Source organism: Marinospirillum insulare DSM 21763, assembly GCF_000686905.1.
Classification (GTDB): Bacteria; Pseudomonadota; Gammaproteobacteria; order Pseudomonadales; family Halomonadaceae; genus Marinospirillum; species Marinospirillum insulare.
Genome location: NZ_JMLW01000029.1, coordinates 1 through 17,861, shown reverse-complemented (window position 1 = coordinate 17,861; position 17,861 = coordinate 1). Strand labels below are relative to the sequence as shown.

The 17,861-nt window shown below is 43.5% G+C and carries 22 protein-coding genes; 5 read left to right on the top strand and 17 right to left on the bottom strand.

Features of this window, described 5'->3' with window-relative positions:
* A complete protein-coding gene (gene hemB / locus BP27_RS0111240) occupies positions 1–1,002 on the bottom strand; it encodes a porphobilinogen synthase (RefSeq protein ID WP_027851637.1) in 1,002 nt (333 codons plus the stop codon).
* Positions 1,003–1,147: 145 nt separating this feature from the next.
* Between hemB and elbB the strand changes: the two genes are divergently transcribed.
* Complete coding sequence (gene elbB / locus BP27_RS0111235) at positions 1,148–1,822, top strand: isoprenoid biosynthesis glyoxalase ElbB (protein ID WP_027851636.1); 675 nt, start codon at positions 1,148–1,150, stop codon at positions 1,820–1,822.
* Between the two features lie 47 nt (positions 1,823–1,869).
* Here elbB and BP27_RS0111230 read toward each other — a convergent pair whose 3' ends face one another.
* The 16 genes from BP27_RS0111230 to BP27_RS16815 all read right to left on the bottom strand — a co-directional run bounded on the left by BP27_RS0111230 (position 1,870) and on the right by BP27_RS16815 (position 14,991).
* The gene (locus tag BP27_RS0111230; RefSeq protein WP_027851635.1) at positions 1,870–3,078 is read right to left on the bottom strand and encodes an HD-GYP domain-containing protein; all 1,209 of its coding nucleotides are present in this window, start codon (positions 3,076–3,078) and stop codon (positions 1,870–1,872) included.
* 27 nt (positions 3,079–3,105) lie between these two features.
* Entirely contained in the window at positions 3,106–3,897 is a 792-nt protein-coding gene (locus BP27_RS0111225; RefSeq protein ID WP_027851634.1) for an oxygen-binding di-iron domain-containing protein, read from the bottom strand.
* An 83-nt stretch (positions 3,898–3,980) separates the two neighbouring features.
* Positions 3,981–4,748, bottom strand: coding sequence for an oxygen-binding di-iron domain-containing protein (locus tag BP27_RS0111220; RefSeq protein ID WP_036240139.1), 768 nt, complete (start codon positions 4,746–4,748; stop codon positions 3,981–3,983).
* Positions 4,749–4,881: 133 nt separating this feature from the next.
* The gene (gene tatC / locus BP27_RS16085; protein WP_051610532.1) at positions 4,882–5,658 is read right to left on the bottom strand and encodes a twin-arginine translocase subunit TatC; all 777 of its coding nucleotides are present in this window, start codon (positions 5,656–5,658) and stop codon (positions 4,882–4,884) included.
* Positions 5,655–5,981: a Sec-independent protein translocase protein TatB gene (tatB, locus tag BP27_RS16080; RefSeq protein WP_051610531.1), complete on the bottom strand. Its 327-nt coding sequence runs from the start codon at positions 5,979–5,981 to the stop codon at positions 5,655–5,657. Before tatB ends, tatC begins: the two co-directional genes overlap by 4 nt.
* A 12-nt stretch (positions 5,982–5,993) precedes the next feature.
* On the bottom strand, positions 5,994–6,239 hold the full coding sequence (gene tatA, locus BP27_RS0111205; protein WP_027851632.1) for a Sec-independent protein translocase subunit TatA: 246 nt from the start codon (positions 6,237–6,239) through the stop codon (positions 5,994–5,996).
* Between the two features lie 49 nt (positions 6,240–6,288).
* Positions 6,289–6,615, bottom strand: coding sequence for a phosphoribosyl-ATP diphosphatase (locus BP27_RS0111200; RefSeq protein WP_027851631.1), 327 nt, complete (start codon positions 6,613–6,615; stop codon positions 6,289–6,291).
* Between the two features lie 66 nt (positions 6,616–6,681).
* Positions 6,682–8,319 carry a ubiquinone biosynthesis regulatory protein kinase UbiB gene (gene ubiB, locus BP27_RS0111195; RefSeq protein WP_036240137.1) on the bottom strand — a complete coding sequence of 546 codons (1,638 nt, stop codon included), beginning with the start codon at positions 8,317–8,319 and terminating at the stop codon, positions 6,682–6,684.
* Positions 8,320–8,961, bottom strand: a complete 642-nt coding sequence (locus tag BP27_RS0111190; RefSeq protein WP_027851629.1) for a ubiquinone biosynthesis accessory factor UbiJ — start codon at positions 8,959–8,961, stop codon at positions 8,320–8,322.
* A 26-nt stretch (positions 8,962–8,987) separates the two neighbouring features.
* Positions 8,988–9,749, bottom strand: a complete 762-nt coding sequence (gene ubiE / locus BP27_RS0111185; protein ID WP_027851628.1) for a bifunctional demethylmenaquinone methyltransferase/2-methoxy-6-polyprenyl-1,4-benzoquinol methylase UbiE — start codon at positions 9,747–9,749, stop codon at positions 8,988–8,990.
* Positions 9,746–10,138 carry a gamma-butyrobetaine hydroxylase family protein gene (locus BP27_RS0111180; RefSeq protein WP_027851627.1) on the bottom strand — a complete coding sequence of 131 codons (393 nt, stop codon included), beginning with the start codon at positions 10,136–10,138 and terminating at the stop codon, positions 9,746–9,748. Before BP27_RS0111180 ends, ubiE begins: the two co-directional genes overlap by 4 nt.
* A gap of 9 nt (positions 10,139–10,147) precedes the next feature.
* Positions 10,148–11,476: an ATP-dependent protease ATPase subunit HslU gene (gene hslU, locus BP27_RS0111175; RefSeq protein ID WP_027851626.1), complete on the bottom strand. Its 1,329-nt coding sequence runs from the start codon at positions 11,474–11,476 to the stop codon at positions 10,148–10,150.
* Entirely contained in the window at positions 11,473–11,997 is a 525-nt protein-coding gene (gene hslV / locus BP27_RS0111170) for an ATP-dependent protease subunit HslV (RefSeq protein ID WP_027851625.1), read from the bottom strand. The genes hslU and hslV overlap by 4 nt, the downstream gene beginning before the upstream one ends.
* A gap of 9 nt (positions 11,998–12,006) precedes the next feature.
* A complete protein-coding gene (locus BP27_RS16075; protein ID WP_051610530.1) occupies positions 12,007–12,708 on the bottom strand; it encodes an SPOR domain-containing protein in 702 nt (233 codons plus the stop codon).
* A 46-nt stretch (positions 12,709–12,754) separates the two neighbouring features.
* On the bottom strand, positions 12,755–14,449 hold the full coding sequence (gene argS, locus BP27_RS0111160; protein ID WP_027851624.1) for an arginine--tRNA ligase: 1,695 nt from the start codon (positions 14,447–14,449) through the stop codon (positions 12,755–12,757).
* 122 nt (positions 14,450–14,571) lie between these two features.
* The gene (locus BP27_RS16815; protein WP_051610529.1) at positions 14,572–14,991 is read right to left on the bottom strand and encodes a GNAT family N-acetyltransferase; all 420 of its coding nucleotides are present in this window, start codon (positions 14,989–14,991) and stop codon (positions 14,572–14,574) included.
* A gap of 135 nt (positions 14,992–15,126) precedes the next feature.
* On the opposite strand from BP27_RS16815, the gene hisB reads away from it, so the two are divergent.
* The 4 genes from hisB to hisF form a co-directional block, all read left to right on the top strand.
* Entirely contained in the window at positions 15,127–15,720 is a 594-nt protein-coding gene (gene hisB / locus BP27_RS0111150; RefSeq protein WP_027851623.1) for an imidazoleglycerol-phosphate dehydratase HisB, read from the top strand.
* 3 nt (positions 15,721–15,723) lie between these two features.
* Positions 15,724–16,365 carry an imidazole glycerol phosphate synthase subunit HisH gene (gene hisH, locus BP27_RS0111145; RefSeq protein WP_027851622.1) on the top strand — a complete coding sequence of 214 codons (642 nt, stop codon included), beginning with the start codon at positions 15,724–15,726 and terminating at the stop codon, positions 16,363–16,365.
* Between the two features lie 25 nt (positions 16,366–16,390).
* Positions 16,391–17,122 (top strand): 1-(5-phosphoribosyl)-5-[(5-phosphoribosylamino)methylideneamino]imidazole-4-carboxamide isomerase, encoded by a 732-nt coding sequence (gene hisA / locus BP27_RS0111140; protein WP_027851621.1) that lies wholly within the window; start codon positions 16,391–16,393, stop codon positions 17,120–17,122.
* A 32-nt stretch (positions 17,123–17,154) separates the two neighbouring features.
* Positions 17,155–17,861, top strand: a 707-nt coding sequence (hisF, locus tag BP27_RS0111135) for an imidazole glycerol phosphate synthase subunit HisF (RefSeq protein WP_027851620.1), incomplete at its 3' end; no start/stop codon positions are given.

Below are 17,861 nucleotides of genomic sequence, written 5' to 3'. Positions count from 1 at the left end.
TTATTGATTCAATAGTTGTGCTGCACGCTTACCGTAATAAGTTAAAATGGCATCACTACCCGCACGCTTCATGCAAACCAGTGCTTCCATCATAACGGCTTCTGTTAGCCAGCCTTTTTCTATTGCTGCCATGTGCATGGCATATTCGCCACTGACTTGATAAACCAAGGTGGGTACACCAAATTGAGTTTTTACTCGCTGCACTATATCTAAATAAGGCATACCTGGCTTAACCATGACCATATCAGCACCTTCAGCCAAGTCTAAGGCTACTTCGTGCAAGGCTTCATCACTATTAGCAGGATCCATTTGATAGCTAGCTTTATCGGCTTTACCTAGGTTTGCAGAAGAGCCAACGGCATCTCGGAAAGGCCCATAATAGGCTGAAGCATACTTGGCGGCATAGGATAAAATGCGTGTATTCACTAGATTTTCTTGCTCTAGCACTTGGCGCAAAGCACCAATGCGGCCATCCATCATGTCTGAAGGAGCTAGAATATCGGCACCTGCTTCTGCATGAGACAAACCTTGTTTAACCAGTGTTTCAACAGTACGATCATTAAGTACATAGCCTTGGGTATCAATAATGCCGTCTTGTCCATGAGTAGTGTAAGGATCAAGCGCAACATCAGTAATAATGCCCATTTCTGGCACGGCATCTTTAACCGCTTTAATACTGCGCTGTACTAAACCATTAGCACTGTAGGCTTCTTCAGCAAATTCACTTTTACCTTCTTGGCCAACCACAGGAAAAAGTGCAATACCAGGAATACCCAAAGCTGCTAGTTCTCGTGCTTCTTGAACAAGCAAATCGATACTTAAGCGATCTACACCCGGCATAGATGGAATAGGCTCACGCGCATTAGTACCTTCTTGTACAAAAATAGGTACTAGAAAGTCGTTGGGTGTTAACTCAGTTTCACGCATTAAACGACGAGAAAAATCATCGGCACGCATTCGACGCATACGAGTGGCAGGAAACTGACGAAAAGTTGTTTGCACGCTTAAACCCTCTCAAAAACAATAAAAAGATAACACTGACTAACAGTATATCAGTCAAAGGTTGCATTTAAACTGCAACATTTGCCACCCACCTTTAATCTAGCTAGATTGAATCTGTAGAGACCCACTACTCTTGGAGAATAAAATGAAAAAGAAAGTCGCATTATTAATAGCTGGTTGCGGTGTTTATGACGGCGCAGAAATTTACGAAACTGTTTTAACTCTATTGCGCTTAGATGAACAAGATGCAGACTATCAGTTTATAGCGCCAGACAAACCACTCGACCAGGTCATCAATCACTTAACTGGAGAAGAGGTTAAAGACAGTCAGCCAGAAGGTGCAGCCAGTCGAAACTTATTAGTGGAAGCCGCTCGTTTAGCTAGAGGGGATATTATTGCCTTATCAACCGCTAACCCTGAAGATTACGATGCGGTGATACTACCCGGTGGTTTTGGTGTAGCCAAAAACTTCTCAACCTTTGCTAAAGAAGGGGCTGACTGCAGCCTTGATTCCAATGTACAAGCGTTTGTGCAAGCCTTTTTTCAAGCAGAAAAACCCATAGGTTTAATGTGTATCACACCTGCTATTACTGCCAAGCTTATTAAACCAGGTATTTTATGTACCGTAGGTGATGATGCTGCAGTCGAGGGTGCTATGGCAAGCATGGGTTCATTGCATAAAAGCTGCAGTGTTGATGAGATAGTGGTCGATAATAACCACAAGGTAGTAACCACACCTGCCTATATGCTAGCTAACCGTATAACGGAAGCAAAAGCGGGTATTTTTAAACTCGTTGATAAGGTACTTGAGTTAGCCTAAATTAGCTTACTTAAAAACCTGTAGCCCTCTATTCAGCAGGGCTACTTTTAAATTAAGTCAGCCACACCCGACAAGTCCACATCGTAGGCATTAACTCTGATAGCACTAATACCCCAAAGGGTCGCTGGGTTAATTTTTATACGTTCATTAACATTACAAGCGCTACGTATAGCAAACTGCTCTGTGGCAGTGTTTCTGCGTCTAGGAGATAAAAACAAATCACCATCGGTTTTTTTGATACTAGCTACCAAGGGTGAACGAGGGTCTGGCGTACGACCAATAACAACGGCTAGCTCACCATTATTAAGACGCACATAAACACCTGGTGGGTACACACCTAACTCATTTAAAAATAACAGCGTCAGCTTAGAATCAAACTTACTACCACGCTGAGTAAAAATATCACGTAATGAATCTTTGTGTTTTATTGGGTTACGGTAAGGTCGGTGCGTTACCATAGCAGTATAAACATCGGCTAGTGCCAAAATTCTTGCTTCACGTCTAATCGCATCACCTACCAGCTTGCGTGGGTAGCCAGTTCCATCTAACTTTTCATGGTGCTGAGCAACCAATTCTATCCAGAGCAGGTCATCTATACCTGCAGCTTCTAATTTTTGCGCACCTTGCAAAGGGTGGCGATTAATCACTTCGCGCTGCTGATCATTCAGTGGTGTTTTTTGTTGGTGTAAGCGCTGCTGATAAGGGTTCATTGCTATATTGCCAGTTAGTGCTGCTGCCAATACTGACAACCTAATATCTTGCTCAACTTGCAAACGCTCAAGTATTAACTCAGCCAAGACTGCAATTTGCATGGGGTGGTGTACATGGTAAGGAAACTGCTCAGCTAAATGCACGGCACCCAACAAAGCATCACTGTCATACTCAACCAAGCCTTGAATATGGATTGCGATATCGTAAACACGCTTTTTAATTACGCTACCTGCAGGTCGTTTTTCTGAGTCAAACAGCTTAAAAACTTCTTCTAGTTTTAAGCACAACTCATCAAACTCTGCAAAGGGGTTAACTTTACGTCGAAACTTAATAGGTTTAGGTATCAAGCTTTCAGGATCTGGCTCTATTTCTTGAGCAAACAAGCCCACTCTTGTTAAAATTTCTTTTTGTCTATCTGAGCGTAAAGTAGAGCCTTTAGCCATCAACAACTTACCAAACTCGTCATAGATAGACCAAGGCACTGGCTGATCCACTTGTAGGTGTTCAGGCGTTATTCTTGTTAATTCAAAATCACGCAAAAACATAGCTTATCCTTGCAATCTGTCTGTAACCTAAAAAGGCTGGTCAGCGTAGATGGCTTGCAAATAATCACCACCACACTGCAGTTCTTCAAACCAGGAAAGAAAGGCTTCTACCTGATCTTCCTGAAACATGGCTCCATGTTGAGGCACTATCATTTTAACTTTGTGGGGCAAAGCTCGAATTCTAGCGACCCAGTGTCTGCATACAGCATTGGAGTGCATGTAGCGCTTATGAAACGGCTCCATAAAGGCTTTATGTGCTTCAAAGTCTTCAACAAAAATTTCTCGTCCACCTTCTGGATAAATAGATGCGCCTATATCGCCAGTAAACAAAATTCCTGAGCGCTCATCAAAAATACTAAAATTACCTTCACTGTGTAAAAAGTGAGCAGGTAAAATTAATAAGTGATCACCTGTAGGCAAACGCAGCTTCGCTCCCTTGTCTGGCAAAGGAACAACACGTTCAGGCTCATCTAAGCCAAAGTGAGAAACAAAGTGTAGCCAGAGGTTAGATATTAATAACTTTGCATCCGTTGCTTTCATCCAATAGGGTGCAGAAGAGCAAACGTCAGGGTCTTGGTGGGTAGCAATTAAAGTATTCAGCTGCCGAGGGTGCAAATAGCGTGTTACCTGCTCTAACACCTGGTGAAATACATAGGTTCCACCAGGGTCAAATAAGTAGCCCTGCCCTCCATTAATTATTAGACACTGGTTAGTTTGTACAAAAGAATTAGAGCCTTCCTCTTCTTCCCAGCCAAACCACACAAACTGATGCTCATCATCTTCAAATAATAAGCGATCATCATCTAAACGTTCATTCATCTCGACAGGCTCCTATAAAAAACTTCCTTTATTGTTATTCTGCCTACTCTAGAACAAATGCATGTTAGTAAAACTGAGCCAGCTCAAAAGCCGTAGAATTCATCCAGCAAGTCTGTCCCACATTGCAGGTTTTCTAGCCAATCTAAAAATTTTGGAATGTGTTCTTTGCCTATAATTGCACCATGTTGAGGCACTATCATTTCAATAGGGTACTGGCGAATCATGCTAACCCATTTACGCAAAGCTGCATTATTACCCATATAGCGCTTATGGAAGCCTTCTGTATAAGTTAGATGTTTCTCCCAGTCTTCCACCATTAAATAGCGCTCGCCTGCTGGAAAAACTGCCGCACCTATATCACCAGAAAAAAGAATTTTGGAACGGCTATCATAAAAACAAAAGTTACCTTCACTATGCAAAAAGTGAGCAGGTAACATAACGATTTCACCACCTGCGGGTAGCTTAATCATTTTGCCACGGTCTTCGATAGCTATAAGGCGGCTGTTATCACTAAAGCCAAAGTGAGAAACAAAGCGTATCCACAAGCGTGATACTAATAAACGTGCATTGGTCGCTTTTAACCAAAGCGTAACGGAAGAAAGCACGTCAGGGTCTTGGTGTGTCGCTAACAAGTAACGAATTTGATCTAGGGGAAGGTATTTATTAACTTCGGCAGCCACTTCAGAAAAAATAAAGGCACCACCTGGATCAAATAAGTAGCCCTGATCCTGATTGACAACTAACACTTGATTAGACTGCACCAAGCTTTCATCAGTATCTGGGTCTTCCCAGCCAAACCAAATGAATTGGTGTTCATCGTCTTCGTATAGAACCTTACTACTCTCAACCATCTTCGACTCCATCGGCCTTATTAATCCTTCCATTACTTTAATATATATCAAGCATCCTTAACTTATCAATTGATATAAAACAACAACCCGCCAATTAGAGCGGGTTTATTGTATTTCAATGTAAAGTTATGTTTTATACTTCTTCTTTAACCTTAGGTAATAAACGTGAAATTAAAATACCTAATTCAAATAATAACCACATAGGTACAGCTAAGAGGGTTTGTGAAAATATATCAGGTGGCGTTAATAGCATTCCAACAACAAAGCAGCCTAAAATAACGTAGAGACGCTTAGCAACCAGACTTTCAACCTTAGTCACTCCAGCCAAAACAAGTAATACTGTTGCAACAGGAATTTCAAAAGCTACCCCAAAAGCAAAAAACAACTTTAGTACAAAACTTAGGTAGGCGTTAATATCGGTCATCACTGCTACGCCATCGGGTGCAGCTTTAGTAAAGAAGGCAAAGAGCAAAGGGAAAACAGCATAATAGGCAAAAGCCATGCCAGCATAAAACAAAACGATGCTTGAGCCCAACAAAGGAAAGGCCAGCTTTTTTTCATGAGCATACAAGCCTGGCGCTATAAAACTCCAGATTTGATACAAAATATAAGGCACGCTCACTAGGAAAGCAGTAAATAGGGTTAACTTAAATGGAGCTAAAAAAGGTGAGGCAACCTCAGTTGCTATCATCTGGGCTCCTACAGGTAAAATTGACCGTAAAGGCTCAGATATAAATAAGTAGATATCGTTGGCAAAGTAAAACAAACCAAGAAAAACAACGAGTACCGATAAAAAAATTCGCAATACGCGAGTACGTAGCTCAATTAGGTGCTCAACCAAGGGGGCATGGCTTGCTGGGGCAGTGCTTTCTTCTGGATGAGAAGCAGACTGCGTATCCTGATTACTCACTTAGAATCATCCTTAGGTTGTGCTTTTGAAGCTGCTGAATCTTTATTAGCTGTCGATTTCTGCAATTCCATTTCTTCTGTTAGTTCTTTTTCTGCTTCATTTAGCCCACTGAGTACCTTTTTTTCGTGTTCGGCTAAACGCTCGCGCATTTCTTCTAACTGCATCTGTTCACTCACCTCTTGCTGAATGCCAGATACCATTTTTCGAATACGCCCAATATACAAACCCAGGGTTTTAATCGCTTGCGGCAGGCGGTGAGGGCCTAATACCAACAGCCCCACCACGGCAATGACTAGGAGTTCAAAAAAGCCAATATCAAACATAGACTAGGGCGCTTATTTGCGCTCCTGCTCCTGATCAACTTGAGTTGCCTTAACATCAATAGGATCTTGGTCTGCTGCAGTTTTTTCCAAGTTTTCAGAATCAGCTTCTTTTTCACCTTCTTTCATGGCTGATTTAAACCCTTTGACTGCGCTGCCTAAATCGCTGCCTAGACTACGGAACTTCTTAGTTCCAAAAATTAAAACCACTATGCCCAGTACAATAAGAAGCTGCCAAATACTAATGCCACCAAAGCCCATAACTTTCTCCTGCTATAGATCAAACTATCAATTAAATGTTTAGTGTTTGTTAACTACGACTCGCTTTTTCATCTAAGCCAGAAATGCCCATACGGCGAGCTAGCTCATTAAGTACGTCTTGATGACTGATATCTAAGTGCGACAACATAACCAGTGAATGAAACCAGAGATCAGCTGTTTCCGCAATGACTTCATTTTGAGAACCTAAAGATTCAGCATCTTTTGCAGCTAAAATAGCCTCTGTTGCTTCTTCGCCTACTTTTTCTAGAATTTTATTTAAACCTTTGTGATGCAACTGAGCCACATAAGAACTATTAGGGTCGGCTTGTTTACGCTCTTGTAAAATAACTGCTAACTCTTGAAGGATATCACTCATTCACTTGACTGCCTTGTTAAATCTAAAAGTAATTAATTATTCAAACACAGGTTATCTACCAGCAGCTTAACGCCTAAGCAACATCAATAGCCCTAACCCACCAACTAACCAAGGCTGCCACTCACCTTCTAGCCAAGGTAAAAGGTAGTCACCCAACCCAGTTATTAACCCTAGACCTAATAACAAACTGCCCACTAAAAACTGACCATTACGGCGACGATTCAAGGCCATTTCGTTACGTAGCTCGGCTAAAAGATTCCGCTGTGCTTGCTGGTCTTGTTGCCAGTTTTGTATTTGACTTAAGCCTTCATGGGCTAATTGTGGTAATTCAGGCACTAGTTCTAACCAGTCGGGTAGCTTCTCTTGGGCCTTTTTAAGAATACCACGAGGGCCTACGCGTTGTTTCATCCAATTTTCTAAAAAGGGCTTAGCTGTAGTCCATAAATCTAATTCCGGATAAAGCTGCCTACCCAAGCCTTCAATATTCAGCAGTGTTTTTTGTAACAGAACCAACTGTGGCTGCACTTCCATATTAAAGCGACGGGCGGTTTGAAATAAACCTAATAACACCTGACCAAATGAAATATCTTTTAAAGGTTTTTCAAAAATAGGCTCGCACACAGCACGAATAGCAGCAGCAAACTCATTAGCTCGAGTTCCTTCACCTACCCAACCCGACTCGATATGTAGTCTAGCCACCTCATGGTAGTCTTGCTTAAAAAAAGCCAGCAGGTTACGCGCTAAATAATTTTGATCTTCAACACTTAAAGAACCCACTATGCCGCAATCTATAGCAATGTACCTTGGGCTTTCTGGTTTACTGGTATCTAAAAATATATTACCCGGGTGCATATCGGCATGAAAAAAATTATCGCGAAACACTTGAGTAAAGAAAATCTCTACGCCACGTTCCGCCAGTTTTTTCATATTCACTTGATGCGCTTTAATGGTTTCCACTTCTGCAATGGGTACACCATAAATGCGCTCTTGCACCATTAAATTTCTACGCGTAAATGACCAGTGAATAGCGGGTACATAGAGCAAAGGCGAGTTTAAAAAGTTGCGCTTTAGTTGCGAAGTATTAGCTGCTTCTTTTTGTAAATCTAACTCATCCATTAAACTCACTTCATAGTCAGCCACTACTGCAACCGGATGAAGACGACGCGCATCGGGCACTAAACGTAAAACCAGATGTGCCAACATATATAAAAGCTGCACATCTTTTTTAATAACTTTTTCTACTCCCGGGCGTATTACCTTAACAACAACGTCTTCACCTGTGTGTAGCTTAGCAGCATGAACTTGAGCAACAGAGGCAGAAGCTAAAGCTTCACTTTCAAACTCAGCAAAGGCCTCTTCAACAGTCATGCCTAAAGCTTTTTCTATGGTTGCCTTAGCTTGGGCAGCTGGAAAGGGTGGTACTTGGTCTTGTAACTTTCTGAGCTCATCGGCTACATCGGGTGGCAATAGGTCGCGACGTGTTGAAAGCATTTGCCCAAACTTGGTAAAAATTGGACCCAGCTCTTCTAAAGCCAAGCGCAAACGCTCACCGCGAGTGTAATCCCGCATGGGGAAAAGCTGAGCAGGGTTTAAGCGCATTAACAATACTAGCGCAAAAGGCAGGCGATCTAGGGGAATCAAACTATCTAAACGGTAACGTAGAGAAATCCAAGCGATACGAAAAGCACGGTATAAGCGTCCCACTTACTTCTCTCCTGCTGATGGCTGTAACTGCTTTTCTAGCAGGTTTATTCGTGCTTCTAAACGGTCTACATCTAGGCGCAGCTCATGTAACGCATCTTCAGCCACATGCCAAGAGTCTTTACCTGGCAAAACACCTGCTTCGTCATCTAAATAAGATTTAATATCTTCGCTTGCTGAGCCAGTTAAGCCTTGCCCAAATTGTAACAGCTGTTTAAAACCTGCTTGAAGGGAAGCTAAAGGCAGAGGGCCTGCAAAGCGTGCAACCAGCTCTTGAGTATCTAAACCTAGGCCTGCAATTAATTCTTGCAGCACTTCCAGTAGGTGGGTGTTACCACCTACACTCACATCTGGCCCAAATAAAATTTGGCTGGCATTTTTGCTGGTGGCCATTTTTAGGTAATCTTGTGCTGAAGCCAAAATCCATGCATCTGAGGGTTCTTCGCTTTGACGATAAAGGTATAAACCATCGCCCGCCACTTGCATTTTTAACGCTAAATTTAACCCACTTACCTGATACTCAATGCAGCTGCCCTGTAATTTCTCAAACGCTTGGGCAGCGGAACCTTCTTGTGCTACAGCCCGCATCAATAAAGGGTTAATCAAGCTTTCAAGCGCTGTTAAGACACTGAGCGGTAATTGCATAGAGTTTCAGCTTCCTTAGGTATCAGTTACAGCTTAAAACCACGGTGCAAAGCAACCACACCCGAGGTCATATTATGGTATTCCACATCACTTAGGCCTACATTTTGCATCATATCTTTAAGTGTTTCTTGGTCTGGGTGCATACGAATGGATTCAGCTAAATAGCGATAAGAGTCACTGTCACCCGCCAAAATTTTGCCCATTAAAGGCAAGGCAGTAAATGAATAAAGGTCGTAAGCTTTAGACATAAGCGGGTTAGTTGGCTTGGAGAACTCTAATACCAGCAAACGACCACCTGGTTTAAGAATACGCGCCATATCTTTGAGTGCTTTATCTTTATCGGTGACGTTGCGCAGCCCAAAAGCAATGGTGATGACATCAAAGTGGTTATCTGGAAAAGGTAAAGCTTCTGCATTGGCTTGCACAAAACGAATATTACCGCCATAACCTCTATCAAGCAGACGATCACGCCCCACCTTAAGCATAGAGTCATTAATGTCAGCCAAAATCACTTCACCCTCGTCACCTACAAGGCGTGAAAACTGCATGGTTAAATCGCCGGTACCACCGGCAATATCCAGCACTTTATTGCCTTTACGCACTCCCGACAGTTCTATGGTGAATTTTTTCCACAAGCGGTGTACGCCCATCGACATCATATCGTTCATTAGGTCGTATTTACTGGCAACAGAATCAAAAACGCCAGCAACTCGTTTAACTTTTTCATCAACCGGCACTTCTTGATAGCCAAAGTGAGTTGTCTTATCTTGTTGCTCTTTCTGTGTCATGATTTTTTACCTGCATCGACTGCCAGCGGAATAAGTTTGGGAGTACGGCTTTCACCTGCTGCGGCAAGCTGATCTAGGTACTGCTGCCACCTTACTTCTTTGTTTTCACCTAGCTGCCAAAGGTAATCCCAAGTGAATAGCCCTGTGTCATGCCCATCATCAAAACTCAGCTTTAAAGCATAACGCCCAACAGGTTCTATCTTCCAAATACGCACATCCTTCTTACCGACTTGTAACTTAGGTGAGCCGTGACCTTGTACTTCTGCTGAAGGTGAAAGCACTCTTAGTAACTCAGCAGAAAGCTCTACTAGCTGGCCATCTGCATAGTGCAGTTCTAAGCAATGCCGCGTTTTGCTGTAATGAATTTTAGTTGGTTGGGGTAGAGCCATTTTACACCTTTAAAGAATATAACGTGAAAGATCTTGGTCTTTTACTAATGCACCTAGCTGCTTATTTACATAGTCAGCATCTACCACCAACTTGCCATTTAGGCTTTCCGCTGAGAAGCTCGCCTCTTCTAACAATCGCTCTATAACGGTATGTAAACGACGCGCACCAATGTTGTCGGTATTTTCGTTCACTTCGTAGGCTATTTCTGCCAAGCGATTTATCCCATCATCGGTAAAGCTTAACTCAACATCTTCTGTCGCTAAGAGTGCTACTGCTTGGCGAGTTAAAGATGCGGTAGGCTCGGTTAGAATACGACGAAAATCATCAGTGGTTAGTGCTTTTAACTCCACACGAATAGGCAAGCGGCCTTGTAGCTCTGGAATTAGGTCTGAAGGTTTGGCTAGGTGAAATGCACCTGAAGCAATAAATAAAATATGGTCGGTTTTAACCATGCCGTATTTAGTGCTAACCGTACTGCCTTCAATTAGAGGTAGCAAATCTCGCTGTACACCTTCGCGTGACACGTCGCTACCGCCCGAGCTTTCACCACGCTTACACACCTTATCTAATTCATCTAAAAAGACGATGCCATTTTGCTCTACTAGATCAACCGCTTCACGCTTAATTTCTTCTTGGTTAACCAAGCGTGCTGCTTCTTCATCACGCAGTTGACGCTGGGCATCACGAATTTTTAATTTGGTGGTGCGGCCTTTTTTCTGATCTAAATTAGAAAACATGCTCTGTAGCTGCTGGGTCATTTCTTCCATGCCCGGCGGACTCATAATTTCTACGCCAATTTGCGGCCCTGCCACTTCTATTTCAATTTCCTTGTCGTCTAGCTGGCCTTCACGTAACTTTTTACGGAACATCTGACGAGTTGCAGATTCTTCTGTCTGTGTAGTGTTAGCTTCTTCGCCTCTAGCTGGCGGTAACAAGGCATCTAGAATGCGTTCTTCAGCTGCATCTTCCGCTAAAACCTTATGCTTGCCCATGGCTTCTTCACGCAGCATTTTGACTGCCGATTCCATTAAATCACGAATAATGGTTTCAACGTCGCGTCCTACATAGCCGACTTCAGTAAATTTGGTGGCTTCAACTTTAATAAAAGGCGCTCTGGCAAGCTTGGCCAAACGGCGAGCAATTTCTGTTTTACCTACACCGGTTGGACCAATCATTAAAATATTTTTTGGGGTTACTTCTGCGCGTAAATCTGGATCTAACTGCATTCTGCGCCAGCGATTACGAAGGGCAATAGCAACAGAACGCTTAGCGTCAGCTTGACCAATAATAAAACGATCTAACTCACTTACAATTTCTCTTGGCGTCATGCTGCTCATTTCTTTATACCTTCTAGGGTTATCTGGTGGTTAGTAAAGACACAAATATCACCGGCTAACTGTAAACTTTTCTCAACTATTTCATGCGCAGACAGATCAGTGTTTTCTAATAATGCACGAGCTGAAGCTAAAGCAAAGTTACCGCCCGAGCCAATAGCTAGCACACCATGCTCTGGCTCGACTACATCACCTGTACCACTGATGCACAGGGTTGCGGTTTCATCTGCCACTACCAACATGGCTTCTAAGCGTCTTAGTGCCCGGTCAGTCCGCCAGTCTTTGGCCATTTCAACCGCCGCTCTAACTAGCTGGCCGTGGTGTTTTTCTAGCTGGCCTTCAAAGCGTTCAAACAGGGTGAAGGCATCGGCTGTACCCCCTGCAAAACCAGCAATAATTTTGTCGTTATAAAGGCGACGCACTTTTCGTGCATTACCTTTCATAACGGTATTACCTAAAGACACTTGGCCATCACCACCAAGTACAACTTCGTTATCTCGACGTACGCACACTATGGTGGTCATACCGTCTCCTTAATTAGGGGTTATTGATTGAGGCGCTGTCGACTGCTCAACCTCTGGTTCATCACGCAATTTAAGCAGCATAAAATCAAGCCCAGCTTTAGCTAGATTATTCTGTACACTGGCTAATAAACGCCTATTTTGATAAGGCCCCACTTGTACACGGTGCCAAATATCACCATTACCTGTTTCTACCTCACTAATGCGTATGCGGTCATAGCCTAAGCTTTTCAAGCGTTGCTCTTGCCTTTTAGCATCTTCTGTACTGCGAAAAGAGCCTACTTGCAACATAAAGCGGGGCTGATCTTTTGCTTCTCGAGGAGTCGATTTATACGCTTCAATTTCTGGCGCTACGACTTCGCTTTCAGGTAGCAGGGTATAAAAGTCAAAACGAGGTGCTGCCTGACCCTTAGCTTTTACAGGTTCTTTTTTTGGTTTTTCTTCCTTAGCTTCGGGTGTTTTTTCTACTTCAGCTGCAACTAAAGGTGGCTTTTCTTGCAAGGGAGTTTGACTACTTGGCTGACTTAAAATAGCAATTAAAAAACCTGCTACCAAGCCTAAGGTAAGCCAACCCCAGGCGGGTAAACGATCCCAAACACTTAATTCAGCTAAATCATCTTCAGTAGCACGCGGGCTAGCTCCGCGTGACTTAGCTGTTTCGGTTTTGTCTGGTTTGCTGCGTTTTCGCTGGCGACTAGCAAAGTCTCTGGCCATTATATCCCTCCATTCCTTAGTAGCTTCTAATTAGCAGCCTGGCGCACTACATTGAATCAGGCGCTGTAACACCTAGTAAGCTCAAACCCCTTGCAAGTACAGTCCGTGTTGCAGCGGCGAGCATTAATCTTGCTGTTCTAACCTGTGCATCATCCACTAAAAATTGATTAGCGTTATACCAAGAATGCATCGCAGCAGCTAAATCTCGCAGGTATTGGGCAATTTGATGCGGCTCTAGTTCCTTTGCTGCCTTTTTTACCACTTCTGGAAAACGCGCCAATAAATTCAGCACCGCTTGTTCTTGGTCGGTATTTAGCTCTGCTAAACAATCAGTAGCTGCCAATGACCAGCTGTAATTTTTTTCTTCTGCTTGACGCGCCACACTCGCTAAACGTGCGTGGGCATATTGAATGTAATAAACAGGGTTGTCGTTGGTTTGTGAACGGGCAAGATCAATATCAAAGGTTAATTGTGAACTCGGCGCTCGCGCCGCTAAGAAATAACGGGTGGCATCACAACCCACTTCATCAATTAAATCGCGCAGAGTGACGTAGCTACCCGCACGCTTAGAAATTTTAACCTCTTCGCCATCTCGCATTACTGTCACCATCTGGTGTAATACGTAATCTGGCCAGCCTTCAGGAATATCAACTTTAAGAGCCTGCAAACCAGCCCTAACCCGAGTAATAGTTGAGTGGTGATCAGCACCCTGCTCATTAATTACTTTTTTAAAGCCACGCTGCCATTTATTTAAGTGGTAGGCAACATCGGGTACAAAATAGGTATAACCACCGTCGGTTTTACGCATAACCCTATCTTTGTCATCACCAAAATCTGTAGTGCGTAACCATAAAGCACCGCCGTCTTCATAGGTAAAGCCATTAGCAACTAACTGTTTTACCGCTGATTCAACTAAACCCTCTTGGTAAAGTGAAGACTCTAAATAGTAAACATCAAAAGCCACCTTAAAAGCTTTTAAGTCTAAGTCTTGCTCACGGCGCAAAAAGGCTACTGCAAAGCGACGAATGGCGTCTAAATCATTAGCATCAGCATTGGCAGTTACTTGTTGATCATCGGCAATCACTGTATCGCCCGCTAAAAAAGATTCAGCGACATCTTTTATATAATCACCTTGATAACCATCTTCTGGCCAACTCGCATCCCCAGGACCTAAACTCTTAACGCGTGCCTGAACAGACAAGGCAAGATTATCTATTTGAGCGCCAGCGTCGTTATAATAAAACTCACGCGTTACCTGCCAGCCAGTGGCTTCTAATAAACGACTTAAGCAATCGCCCACGGCAGCTCCACGACCATGACCTATATGTAATGGCCCAGTGGGGTTAGCAGAAACAAATTCGATTTGTACTTTTTCACCCTGCCCAACATTGCTTTGACCAAAAGCTTCACCTGCTTCTAGCACTTGAGTGACAACTGATGTCAGCGTGTCTTGAGACAAAAAGAAGTTGATAAAACCAGGGCCAGCAATTTCCATCTTAGACACTTTTTGACAAAAATCGGCATTAGCTTCTAACTGCTGAACAATGATTTCAGCTAAGTCTCTAGGCTTTTTACCTGCTGGCTTGGCAGCCATTAAAGCGAGGTTACAGGCCAAGTCGCCGTGTAATTTATCTTTGGTGTTATCAATTTGAATACGTGGCTGAAAATCTTCGGGTAACAGTTGCTCAGCTTTTAGCTGGTTAACAATAAGATCTAGGTGTTCAGAGATAAAAGCTTTCATGGATTAAGACTAGCCTAGGGGTTGGTTCAATTAGAAAAACAGGGATAACTAAGCATTATCCAAGGAAGGAGCGCAAAAGTCACCCGTAACACACCACAAGTTGCACTCACTTGTGTCAGGTGTCACTGGCATTTCAATAGCAAGCCCTGCGGGGTCTTTTCAAAGCCTAGCTTTTCTACTAATGCCTGGCCTGCTTCATTTGCTTCTAAGTCAGTGAAACACAGGTTTAGATTTTTTTTGCTGGCTTCTGCTGCTAGTAAATTTAATAAGCGTGTTGCGACTCCGCGTCGCTGGGTTACTTTCCTTACCCTTAAATGGGTTAGCTGCCAACCGTCTGTTTCTTCTGTCACTAACACCGCGCCTAATAAATGATCATTAAATAGCCCACCAGCAAACCAGCTGTTAGGTTGGGTTAGCGCTTCAGCTACAAAAGCTGGTGCAGAAGCGTCAAAAACCTCTGTATAAATTTTATTCAAATCAACCAACCAAGAAGGCTGCTCTTGCAATGCTTCAGAGTCAGCTTTAACCAAAAAAACCGGCATATAGCTATCCTTTATCGGATTAGAAAAAAGCATCTTAGCAAAAAACTATAGCCTGTATAAAAACCTCTGCACTGCCTTTCGGCGTTGCAACTGTTATAATTGGTCCAAATCAAGCTTTTTAAGGGTTAAGAAACCATGAGTGCACGCATTGCAAGTGTAAGTCGCGATACGTTAGAAACTAAAATTAAAGTTAAAATTAATCTAGACGGTACGGGTGAGTTTGTTTGTAACACAGGTATCGGCTTTTTAGACCACATGCTAGAGCAGGTTGCTCGTCACGGTCAGATAGATATGAATATCGAAGTCGATGGTGACCGCCACATAGATGACCATCACAGTGTTGAAGACCTAGGTATTACGCTTGGTCAGGCTTTTGATAAAGCCGTAGGCGACAAAAAAGGCATGGTGCGTTACGGCCATGCTTATGTACCTTTAGATGAAGCCTTGTCTCGTGTGGTTATCGACTTCTCTGGTCGCCCCGGTTTATTTAAAGAGGTGGAATTTACGCGTGCTTCTATTGGTAGCCTAGATACCCAATCCATGTGGGAATTTTTCTACGGCTTTGTAAACCATGCACGCGTTACCCTGCACATAGATAACTTAAAAGGTGTGAATGCTCACCACCAAGCTGAAAGCATTTTTAAAGCCTTTGGTCGTGCGTTGCGTATGGCGCTATCTGCTGATGAACGCATGGCAGGACAAATGCCTTCAACCAAGGGTGTGCTCTAAGTTATGGATTTAGTCATTATTGACTATGGTATGGGCAATTTGCATTCCGCTCATAAAGCAGTAGAAAAAGTAGCCGCTGGACGTAAAACAGTGGCTATTTCATCTGACCCTGAAGTGATACGCAAAGCCGAGCGAGTAATTTTACCCGGCGTGGGTGCTATGCGAGATTGCATGGCAGAAATGACCAGCACTGGCTTGCTTCCTGTGATTACTGAATGCTTAGAAAACAAACCTTTTCTGGGTATTTGTGTTGGCTTTCAAGCACTAATGCAAAGCAGCGAAGAAAATGGCGGTGTTGATTGTTTAGGTCATTTTCAGGGGCAGGTGAAGTATTTTGGTAATCATCTAGTTGATTCAAATAACCAGCGTTTAAAAGTACCCCACATAGGCTGGAACCAAGTTCAACCAACCCAAGATCATGCACTTTGGCAAGGCATTTCTGCATCCGAATACTTTTATTTTGTGCATAGCTACTATGTAGCAGCCAAACAGGCAGAACAACGCTTAGCTAGCTGTGATTACGGCGCAATCCATTTTGATGCTGCTCTAGTAGAAAATAACGTTGCAGCAGTGCAATTTCACCCAGAAAAAAGTGCTGCAGCAGGCTTGCAGCTCCTGAATAACTTCCTCAACTGGAAACCCTGACCTTTACTATTGGAAAGCTATAACCATGTTAATTATTCCTGCAATTGATTTAAAAGATGGCCAGTGTGTACGCCTAAGACAAGGCCGTATGGAAGAATCCACCAGCTATGGCGATGATCCAGTTGAAATGGCTGCACGTTGGGTCAATGCAGGCTGCCGTCGCCTTCACTTGGTTGATTTAAACGGTGCGTTTGATGGTAAACCAGTGAATGGTAAAGCAGTAACAGACATTGCCCTTGCCAACCCTGACTTACCGATTCAAATTGGTGGCGGTATTCGTTCTGCTGCCACCATTGAACACTACCTAGAAGCCGGTGTGCAGTGGGTTATTCTGGGCACTAAAGCCGTTAAAGAACCTGAGTTTGTGACCGAAATGTGTAAGCTTTTTCCGGGTCATATTATTGTTGGTCTTGATGCTAAAAATGGCAGGGTTGCTACTGATGGTTGGGCAGAAGTGTCTAACCAACGTGCTACCGATTTAGCCAAACGCTTTGCCGATGATGGTGTGAGCAGCATTGTTTACACTGATATTAGCCGCGACGGCATGATGCAGGGCGTGAATATTGAAGCCACGGTAGAACTTGCCCAGTTCGGTGGTTTACCTGTAATCGCTTCGGGTGGTGTCACTGATTTAGGTGATGTTGAGCGCCTTGTTAAAGTGGCAGACCAAGGCATTATTGGCGCTATTACAGGCCGTGCCATTTACGAAGGCTCGCTTGATTTAGCCGCTGCACAAAAGCTAGCCGACCAAGGCTAAGGACTATTTAACAAAACAGCTCAGGAAAAACTATGACCGCTATCAAACCAACAACCCTCACTAAACGTATTATTCCTTGTTTAGATGTCGACAAAGGCCGTGTCGTCAAAGGCGTTAATTTTGTGGGTATTCGTGATGCGGGTGACCCTGTTGAAATCGCTAAGCGTTACAACGACCAAGGCGCAGATGAAATTACCTTTTTAGACATTACTGCCAGCACCGAAGACCGTGGCACCACGCTAAAAATGGTTGAACAAATTGCTGGTGAAATTTTTATTCCACTCACTGTGGGTGGCGGTGTACGTAGCTGCGAAGATATTCGTCGTCTACTGAATGCCGGCGCTGATAAAGTTTCTATCAATACTGCAGCCGTTACCAACCCAGAACTAGTTAAAGAGGCCGCTGAACGCTTTGGTAGCCAATGCATCGTAGTTGCTATAGATGCTAAAAAAGTATCGGCTGAAGGTGAAGCAGACCGTTGGGAAATTTTTACCCACGGTGGCCGCAACCCAACAGGGTTAGATGCCATAGAATGGTCACAAAAAATGGTTGAGCTAGGCGCAGGCGAACTTTTGCTAACCAGCATGGACAGAGACGGCACCAAAAACGGTTTCGATTTAGGTGTTACTTCTGCCATTGCAGAAGCTGTTAGCGTGCCGGTGATTGCTTCTGGGGGTGTGGGTAACTTACAGCACCTAGTCGATGGCGTTCTAATTGGTAAAGCAGATGCAGTATTAGC